Here is a 9,347-nt window from a genome sequence, read left to right as displayed (position 1 = left end):
AGCGTGACGCGCGATCGCATCGGATCGTTCTCCACCGGCTCCGCCGCCAGCCCCGTTTCCAGCGCAGCCACGGTCGCCACGTCGGCCTTGGAGAAGCAATGGAGCTGGCCGCGCGCCGTGCGCAGCATCATCAGCGTCCGGCCTGCCTCGCCCAGACGGATGCGCAGATCGGGCACGTTCGTGAAATAGGGCTGGAAGGGCGCCGGGCAGGCATCGAGCAGCGCATCGACCAAGCTGCTCCCAGCCGGCGAAAGGCGCTGGCGGAAGGCCAGCTCGCCGCGGCTCAGCCCCTCATCCTCCGCCAGTTCCGCGACGTGATCGTCCGCCACCGTGCCGGGCGCCGCATAGGCCTCCACCAGCGCACGCGGGGCAGGGCGGCGACGCGCGACGCGGGCGTCATAGACCGCTCGGTCGAACGCCGGCAGCGCGGCCGGGAAGATCGTCTCCAGCGCGGCGCCGACCTCGCCCGCGTTCAGACCGGGGTGGTGCGTGCCGATGGGGATGCAGGCGTTGCAGATCGGGCGGAACCGCTCCACCAGCCGGGTCTCGGCCGGGCGCAGCCATTGCTCGCGCACCCAATCGCCCCGCTCGCGCCCCGCGGCACCGTCGAGCAGCGCGTCCCAGCCGGCGGGCAGGGGGCGGAACAGGCAGGTGATCCGCGCCAGCAGCGCATCGGGTGCGGCGCTGCGCAAACTATCCCAATGGGCGCTGGCGAAGGCGGCCTTTTGCGCGGTGCAATGCGATCCGCCGAGCAGCGGATGGGGCGTGGCGGCGTGGCAATCGGTGTCGCGCCCGTTCGGCAGGCAGGCCGCGAGATCATCGGCAAGGCCCGACGCATCGGGGCCGCGCAGCACCTGGTTCAGTGGCGTCGGGCTGAAGCTGATCGCCTTGGCACGAAGCGTCTGCCCGACGACGTGCAGCTTCCACCGCTCCAGCACCGGCAGGCCGGGATCGGCATCGGCGCCGACATGCAGCCCGATGTAGAATAGTGCGCCATCCAGAAACAGCGCGTACAGCCCCGGCCCGCACAGGTCCTGGGGCACGGGATCGACATGGATATGCGCGACGAGATTGGCCCAGCCGGGCTTGTTCGGATGCGCGGCGACCTCCCTTACGGAAAGCAGGTCCTGCGCGGCAAAAGGCGGCATAATATCTCCTGTGAAAGGAGATGCGGCTGTGGCCTGCCGCGATTGACGTGCGAAATCCGGATATTATCCGGTCGCGGCGTTAACCGGAATTTAGCGCTGCGTGGACGTGGCCGTTACTTGGCGGGCGCCGTACGCATCGCACTATGCGCGGTTGGTGTCCGCTGCCCCAAGGTCGAGCAGACCCGCCGCCGAAACCGCCCGCGCCTTACGCCGGCTGGCGCGTGGCGCGGCGCAGAACGTCGACATAGCCGCGCGACAAGGCGTCATGCCCGTCATAGAAGCCGCGCTCGCTCAACAGGCGGTGCATGCGGGGCAGGCGATAGGGCGGAATGCCGGCCGCGAGGTGATGCTCGACATGGTAATTGACGTGGTTGGGCGCGATGAACAGCCGTTCCCACCAGCGCGCGATGGTGGTGGAGGTGTTGAGCCGCGGATCGGGCGAGCCGCGATCGGGCACCACGCCATGCTCGCCGATCTGCCGCAGGCGGACGATCACGGGATAGACGAACAGCTCCGCCACCCACCACAGCCCATAGGCCCACCAACCGCCCGCCAGCGCCAGAGCGGCGAACAGCGCGACGTGGAACAGCAGCCACGGCCAGTGCGTCGCGAGGCGGAAGCGCGCAAGCGAGCGGCGCAGATCACGCACCCCGGTGCGCCCGGTGATGTCGCGCAGGAACTTGCGCCGCAGCGACGTGCGCGAGATGGGATAGCTGGCGACAAAGCCGAGGTCGGGATCCTGCGGCGTGCCGGCATAGCGGTGATGCGCCAGGTGATAGGTGCGATAGGAGGCGAGCGAGAGGTTGATCGGCGTCCCGGCGAGCCACTGGCCGACCGTCTCGTTGGTTCGGCGATCGCGGAACAGGGCGTGATGCGCGCAATCATGCACCAGGATGCCCAGGCCAAGCTGGCGCCCCGCCAGGATCAGCACCGCCAGCACGATCGTCAGCGGATTGGGCCAGGCGATCGCCATGCCGAAGGCGGCGGCGATCAGCCCCCAGTTCATCGCAAAGGCCCACCAGGCGCGCGCATCCGACCGCTGCGTCAGCGCCACCAGCTCCTCGGGTGACAGATAATCGGATACCTTCACGCTGGCTCTCCTCTCGCCGACTGATATAACGCATTCCTGCATGATGAGTCAAAGCATGTTACATGACTGGCGCGATCCGGTGTCGCCGCGCTCACTGGCGCTGTGGCTGCTGTCCACCGCCGCGCCACAGCCGCTGCCTGCGGCAACGCTGATCGGGCGCGGGGCGATCTTCGGCATCGAGCCGGCGGCGGTGCGCGTCGCGCTGGGGCGGCTGGTGCGTGATGGCATGGCGCAGCAGCCCGAACGCGGCGTCTATGCGCTGGGGCCGGCGGCAGCGGCGCTCCATGCCAAGGCGCGCGGCTGGATGCGGGTGGAGGAAAGCGTGCGGCCCTGGACGGGCGCATGGCTGCTGGTGCTGACCCATGCGCTCGGCCGCACCGATCGCGCGCGGCTACAGCGCCGGGAGCATGCGCTTCGCCTCACCGGCTTTGCCCATGCCGGCGCGGGCACCTGGGTGCGCGCCGACAATCTGGCGCAAGACGCCGCCGCGCTGCGCATCACGCTCGCCGGGCTGGGGCTGGAAGGGGAGGCGCCGCTTCTCGCCGGCTGCATGGCGGAGCCGGGGCAGGACCGCGATTTCCGCGCCTTATGGCCCGCCGCGACGCTGGAGGCGGGCTATGATCATTGGCTGGCCGAAATGGCGGCGAGCACCGATCGCGTGCGGCATATGGCCACCAGAGATGCCGCGCGCGAAACCTATCTGCTGGGCCAATCCGTGCTGCGCGCGATCAATTCCGATCCCTTGCTGCCGGCCGAGCTGGTCGATGTCGGCCGGCGCGGGGCCATGGTGGCGGCCATGCGGCGCTACAACGACATGGCGCTGACGCACTGGAGCCGGATCACATGACGGCGATCGCCAAGCCATTGAGAACAGCGTTTTTCACAGCAACAGCTATGTTGATGCGAAGGTCATTATCTGATCAATTGATGATCGGTGTTTCGATGTAGGAAGCGCCGGAGTCGCAGGAGTGGGAACGTGGATAACGACCGCGACGAGCTTACTAAATTGATCGAGCAGGCACTGGGCCTGGCGGACGAGCGTCAGCTCAATCTCGTGAGCATCAAGCTGGAGGAAGCGCGGATCGCGATGATCGCGGAACCCGGCCCATCGGGTACGCTCGCGCGGCTGGAGGATATCGTCCGGGCGTTGCCGATCCCGGTTCGGCTCCGTTCCGTCTCCGGCGGCAATGTCGTCACGCTTCACGCACCGACCAGCGTGGAACACCTGTTGAGCGACCATGCCGCGCTCGATGCCCGGCGAAAGGCGTTGCTCGCGCTGGTCGAAGGCCCACCCAATGCCGCGGAGGCGGAGCGGCAGCTCAACGATTTCGGCCTGCTCATCGAGGCGCATCGCGCCACCGAACGCCGCTGTGTCTACGGCCCCCTGCTGGCGCGGGGCGTGGATGCGGATCTCACCCTAGAGAGAAGCCTGACGAGCCTGGTGGGGGAGATGGAGACCGACTGGGACAGCTATCTCCACCAATGGGATCGGGACAGGATCGAGAACAACTGGTTCGACTTCGCCGTCGCAACCCACTTCATCCTCGCCCGCGCCGCCGAGCGCATGCGGCTGGAGGAAAAGGTGATCTACCCCGTCTGTTTCCTCAGCGGGCTGATCCGATTGCGCGAATCCGCGGGCTAGGGTTTTACGCAGCCAGCTTGATCCGCCTCCCCGGCGAAAGGCCGGGGCCCAGTTGCGCGACCAAGCTGGCAGGCACACCAGCTTTTGCCAACGCTTGCCCAGCTGGCCCCCGGCCTTCGCCGGGGAGGTGCGCCAAGGTGTCTCGATCAAACCGTAGAGTGACGCACGGCGATGGGCGAAGCGGCGTCCTTCGGGTGATGCCAATCGGGGCACATAATTCGGTAAGCTCAGGACGAACTTGTGTAGCGGCAATGAAGGGGCGAGCGGGCGACATCCGCTTCGCCAGCCGCGACTCTTTGCCCATTCCGCCGCGCCAGCCCGCCGCACTTCGGCAGCGCCGCGCCCTTATTGCGGCGCGAACAGCTTGGTGCCGACCACGCCGATGATGATCAGCGCGAGAAAGCCGATCTGCACAGCGCTCAGCCGTTCGCCGAACAGCATCACGCCAAAGATGGTGACGCCCACCGCGCCAAGCCCGGTCCAGACGGCATAAGCCGTGCCGGCGGAGAGGCCGCGCATCGCCAGCGCGAGCAGCCCCATGTTCACGAAACTGAGCGTGATCGGCACGATCGATGCCTGCCAGCCGCCCTGCACGGCCGCCCATTTCAGGCTCAATGCCCAGATGATCTCGGTTACAACGGCACAGCCGAGGATGACCCACGCCAAAAGCGTTCTCCTTGCGCGGGCTCTGAGGGGGAGGCAGCGGCCGGAAACCCGAAAGAGGCGGCTGCGGCGCGCGCCATAGCGATGCGCGTGGCGAAAGGCCAGCGCGGCAGGTCAGCCGGATCCCTGCGGTGGGATCGCAGCACGCGGGCGCATATTCATCGGCGGCGCCTTTGCGGAACCAAGGATCGCTGCCTTCGCGGGATGATGGCTGTGGGTGAGCGCCAAGGCTCCAGTCTGGGAGGTTATGTCAGAAGCTCATGCGGCCGGTGATGCCGCGATCGCAGGCGGCGTCGCGCGGGGTCTGGACGCGCGAACGCTGCCGGGCGCTAGTCCGAGCGGAGGCGGGCGCCATCGAGCTTTCCAAGAGCGCGAGCGTCCCGCGAACGGGGCCGGCTGGGAAGGGGAGAGCAGGGTGGCGGTCGGCTACCACCCCCGCCAGTTAAGGAGTTCTTTCGAAATCGCACCTAAATGGCGGCATTGGAAACTTTGGCGTCGCAATGCGTTTTGACCTCTTCACCCTCTATGTCCTCGCCATTGGCACGCTGATCCTCAGCGTGGCGTTGACGCTGTGGGAGGGTCAGGCTCGTCCGCAGCGGCGGCGCGAGCTGCAGCTGTTCGCCGCTGGCTATGCCATGCTTGCCGCCGGCTGCGTGATCGCCATCATCCGCCAGGGCGTGCTTGGCTCGGCGCTAGGTAATCTCACCTTTGTCAGCGGCTATCTGCTGGTCCTGAACGGCGTCGCGGCGATCAATGGCCGGCGCTATGCCGGGCTGTCGGTGGCCATGCTGGTCGCGCTGGCGCTGGCCTGGATGGCGGGGGGCAGCCGCTGGGAAGCGGACCTGTGGAGCTATATCGGCGGGATCCCGATCGTCGTCGCGGTGGGGCTGACGGCGTGGGAAATGATCCGCTGCCGCCCGCTCCGCGCGCTGCGCTCGCACCCGCTCGTCGTGGCGCTGCTGGCGATGCACACCCTGTTCTACGCCGGGCGGCTCTTCGTCCTTCCCTTGCTTGAGGTATGGCTTGGCCCGGCGGTGATCGCCGGCGTGGCGAAGCTGACCATGTATGAAGGCGTGCTTTATTCGGTCGGCATGCCGATGGCGCTGCTGGCGGTGGTTCGCGAGGAATCGCACGCGCAGCTGCTGGAATCCTCGCGCCGCGATTTCCTGACGGGCCTGGGCAACCGGCAATGGTTCTTCGAACAGGGCGAGCGGCTGCTGCGCCAGCGCGCCGCGGACGAGCCGGTGGCGCTGCTCGCGTTCGATCTCGATCACTTCAAGTCGATCAACGACCGCCACGGCCATGCGATGGGGGACGAGATCCTGAAAGCGTTCGCCGGCATCGCGCGCCACACGCTGGGGCCCGAGGCGGCGCTGGCGCGGATCGGCGGCGAGGAGTTCGTGGCGCTGCTGCCCGGCTATGAGCGGACCCATGCGCGCGACATCGGCCGCGTGCTGGCCGCGCGCTTCGCCGAGGCGGTGCCGCGCGACCCGCGCTCCGCCGGGGTGGAGGCGACCGTCAGCATCGGCGTGGCGGCGTTCGGCGGGGGCGGCACGACGCTGGGCGAGATGCTCTCCTCCGCCGATCGCGCGCTCTATCTGGCCAAGGAGCGCGGGCGCAATCGCATCGAACTGGACATGCCGCTGGCGCTCGCACCGGCCTGCTGAGCGAAGGGCGGGAGGCTGGGCACGTAGCTCGACAAGTTCGGTACGAACGGTGAGGGGGCTCACCGTCGAACCGGCGCTTCACCCGAGCTTCTTGTCCAGGCGGGGCGCGTCGGTGTGAAGGCGCTGGCCGCGGGCGCAGCGCGATCGGGACACGGCAGGTACCGCCGGAGTGCCTGGCGGATCATGCGGGTGCTTAACAACATGCGGATCCGCGCCTAGCTGCTGGCCATGACCATCCCGATCCGGGCCGCCGCCGACGCCGATCAGGCCGATATCATCGCGCTATGGCATGCCTGCGGGCTGGTGGTGAGCCACAATGATCCCGCGGCGGACTTCCGCTTCGCGCTGGCCGGTCCCGCCTCCGCTGTGCTGGTCGCGGAGGGAGAGGGCGGCATCATCGGCAGCGTGATGGTGGGGCATGACGGGCATCGCGGCTGGCTTTACTACCTCGCCGCCGCGCCCGGGCGGCAGGGGCAGGGGATCGGCCGTGCGCTGGTAGCGGCGGCGGAAGCGTGGCTGCGGGTACGCGGCGTGCCCAAGGTGCAGCTGATGATCCGCCCCACCAACACCGCCGTCGCGCGCTTCTACGACCGGCTTGGCTATGCGGAGGAACCGCGTGTGATCATGGCCAAACGCCTGACCTTGCCGGGCTGATCGCCGCACATCGCCCGACCTGACGAAGCGAGGATTGCAGCAGTCCCGCCTTGTCCGGAAGACGGCCAAGCTCGCTGCACCTTAGGGCCTTGAACGACAGCAGGAGCAGAGGAAGCGCCGCCAACGACGGCGACGCTCCCCGTCCGGTCAGAGGATGAAATCCGACGCGGTCAGCACATGCTCGCCGTCCAGCCGGATCACCATTTCGCCGCCCCGATCACCACCAATGTCGAGCAACACGAAGGTGTTGCCGTTGCGGATCTGGTAGCGCGCCTCGCCGCCCGCGCCGGTAAAGGCGCCGGTGCCCAGCCAGGTGAAGGCATCGTCGGGCAGGTTGGCGCTGTCCAGGTTCGCCACTGCGTCGACCGCGGACAGGTCGATGATATCTCCCTGCCTGCTGCTGAAATCCATGATCCGGTCGGCGTCTTTCTGAGACGCGCCGCTGTCGCCCGGGAGGAAATATTCCTCGAACTGCTGCCCCTGCTCGTCGATGTGAAAGCCGACAAAGGAAAAGCCCGCAAAGACAAAGATGTCGGCACCTTGACCGCCGGTCAGCTGATCCTTGCCCAGGCCGCCGATCAGCACGTCATTGCCATTGTCGCCGAACAGCTGATCGCTGCCGCCGCCGCCAACGAGTTCGTCGCCGCCGCCGAGCCCCATCAGGCGATCATCGCCATTGCCGCCTTCGAGCCGGTTCGCCGTGTCCGATCCGGTCACGCGCCCGCCGGTCAGGGCGTAAAAGCTGAAATCCTCGATGCCGCGGATGCGCCCGGTGCCGCCAAAGCCATCGTCCGCGATCAGCCCACGCGACAGGTCGACCACGACGCGCGACGTTGCCGCGAGCTGTTCCTGGCTGCCGTCGGTCGAGAAGACGGCCTGGTCGCCGAGAAGCGCGAGGAGGTCGCGCCCTTCGCCGCCATCCACCACCGTGTCGACGATCCCGTCGATCTGAATTTGGTCATTGCCGCCGTGGCCGAACAGGCGATCGCCCTGATTGCCCAGGAGCATGTTTTTGCCATCATCGCCATGGAAGATGTCGCGGAAGCGGGTGCTGGCGCCCAGCGCTTCGATCGAGACGATCTTTTCGCGATTGCCGAAACCGTCGTTGATGATGAGCTGCCGCCGCAGGTCGACGATCACGCCCTGTGTTCCCGCATCAGCGAAGCTCACTCGATCGAAGCCCGATCCGCCGTACAGCCGGTCGATACCCTCGCCACCGCGCAGAATGTCGTCGCCGGCGCCACCGTAGAGGATGTCATCGCCGGCCGCGCCGCGCAGGTAATCGTTTCCGCCATAGCCATAAGCAATGTCGTCGCCGCTCGTACCGAAGGAATTATTGTCGGAATCGTCGCCGTGATATTCAGCCATGATGGCATTGCCCCCTGTTGTACCGGCTAATTGCCAGTGTTCCGTGCGCCCCTTGTTCCCGAACCATGTCGCAGGACCATGAACCTGCCAAGCTGCAAGATGTGAGGGGGGCAGGGCCTTGGTCCAGAAAGAGGAATGGCTGACACTTTGCCTTGAGGCGCGCGTTTGCCGGTGCCGCTAGGCTGCGCGTGTAAGCCTGTCACGAAACCGTTCTTCGGCGCGGCTTGCGACCAACTTGATCCGATGGTGATGAGCTGGATGACGTCTGTCATGCGCTTCGCGGCTCGGTGGGATCCAGCCCATGGTTCGATAGGCTTTGTTCGGATGGGGAGGGGTTCAGGTGTGCGAGGGCGCTTCAAACCATCGTCCCGCCAGCGAAATCCAACTTTGCGGGGCTGCGTAGGCGGCCAGGAGGCGAGGAAGGGGGGCTCGTCAGCCGCGGCCGTCGCATCGCTATCCTTCCCTGCCGTCAGCTCCATTCCCGCCAGCGGCCCGGATCGGTGCGACCACTCCAGCGCCGCACCGCCGCCGGCGAAGCGTCATTCGTGACACTCTGCCGGCGGGCGCGTGGCAAAGTGTCATGGACGACAAAGTCGCTTCGGGATGCACGAAGGGGATTCACGTTGCGTTCCGCATGTGCTTGATTCTCCAACATGACTGTGGCCACCCCCCGTCCCGATCTCGGCTCGATCCTCGCCGCGCTCGCGGCTGCGTCCAGCCGCCCGCGTTATGCCTTTCTCGTGCTCGGCCTGATTGCCGAGGCGGCGCGGGCGGATGGTGAGGCGGGGCCGTGGGTTCAGGTGTCCGGGGCGGCCGGGGCGGAGCGGGTGTCGCTGCGTGACTGGCTGGCGCGCCAGCTGCTGCCGCTGGCCGCACGGGACCGGCGGCGCGCTGGGCTTCGCGCCAAGGTGGCGGCACGGCTCGGCAGCAGCGATCCCGACCGGGTGGAGGCGGCGCTGGCGGAAGAGGCATTGGCGATCGGCAAGGCCAATGTGAGCCGCGCGGTATCCGATCTGGTCCGCGCGGGGCTGGTGCGCCGCCACTATGCCGGCCGGATCACCGATCATTGCAACCGAGGCGGCCGGCGGCTGGCGGTCTATCGCGTCGACCCGCCG

At 67.6% G+C, this 9,347-nt stretch carries 9 protein-coding genes; 5 read left to right on the top strand and 4 right to left on the bottom strand.

Annotation, left to right across the window (positions count from 1 at the left end; translation table 11 throughout):
* The coding region (locus AX702_RS02170) for a hypothetical protein (protein ID WP_156455317.1) at positions 1-1,148 on the bottom strand (1,148 nt) is incomplete at its 3' end.
* A gap of 205 nt (positions 1,149-1,353) precedes the next feature.
* On the bottom strand, positions 1,354-2,238 hold the full coding sequence (locus AX702_RS02165; RefSeq protein WP_231731692.1) for a fatty acid desaturase family protein: 885 nt from the start codon (positions 2,236-2,238) through the stop codon (positions 1,354-1,356).
* 55 nt (positions 2,239-2,293) lie between these two features.
* Here AX702_RS02165 and AX702_RS02160 point away from each other — a divergent pair, with 55 nt between their 5' ends.
* Together AX702_RS02160 and AX702_RS02155 are read left to right on the top strand one after the other, a co-directional pair.
* Positions 2,294-3,085 carry a hypothetical protein gene (locus tag AX702_RS02160; RefSeq protein ID WP_156455316.1) on the top strand — a complete coding sequence of 264 codons (792 nt, stop codon included), beginning with the start codon at positions 2,294-2,296 and terminating at the stop codon, positions 3,083-3,085.
* Positions 3,086-3,214: 129 nt separating this feature from the next.
* The gene (locus tag AX702_RS02155; protein WP_066775674.1) at positions 3,215-3,880 is read left to right on the top strand and encodes a hypothetical protein; all 666 of its coding nucleotides are present in this window, start codon (positions 3,215-3,217) and stop codon (positions 3,878-3,880) included.
* A gap of 345 nt (positions 3,881-4,225) precedes the next feature.
* On the opposite strand, the gene AX702_RS02150 is transcribed toward AX702_RS02155, so the two are convergent.
* Complete coding sequence (locus tag AX702_RS02150; protein WP_066775671.1) at positions 4,226-4,546, bottom strand: DMT family transporter; 321 nt, start codon at positions 4,544-4,546, stop codon at positions 4,226-4,228.
* Positions 4,547-5,043: 497 nt separating this feature from the next.
* Between AX702_RS02150 and AX702_RS02145 the strand changes: the two genes are divergently transcribed.
* Positions 5,044-6,210, top strand: coding sequence for a GGDEF domain-containing protein (locus tag AX702_RS02145; protein WP_066775670.1), 1,167 nt, complete (start codon positions 5,044-5,046; stop codon positions 6,208-6,210).
* Positions 6,211-6,438: 228 nt separating this feature from the next.
* Positions 6,439-6,864, top strand: coding sequence for a GNAT family acetyltransferase (locus tag AX702_RS02140; protein WP_066775669.1), 426 nt, complete (start codon positions 6,439-6,441; stop codon positions 6,862-6,864).
* A 147-nt stretch (positions 6,865-7,011) separates the two neighbouring features.
* Here the strand turns inward: AX702_RS02140 and AX702_RS23180 are convergent, their stop codons facing one another.
* Entirely contained in the window at positions 7,012-8,232 is a 1,221-nt protein-coding gene (locus AX702_RS23180) for a calcium-binding protein (protein ID WP_066775668.1), read from the bottom strand.
* A gap of 653 nt (positions 8,233-8,885) precedes the next feature.
* Here AX702_RS23180 and AX702_RS21950 point away from each other — a divergent pair.
* Positions 8,886-9,347: hypothetical protein (locus AX702_RS21950; RefSeq protein WP_066775667.1), on the top strand; the 462-nt coding region annotated here is incomplete at its 3' end.

Origin of the sequence: Sphingomonas sp. CCH5-D11 (assembly GCF_001557395.1) — a bacterium.
GTDB lineage: Bacteria > Pseudomonadota > Alphaproteobacteria > Sphingomonadales > Sphingomonadaceae > Sphingomonas.
Note: the sequence above shows the minus strand (reverse complement) of the source record. Positions and strands in the feature narration are given on the sequence as shown.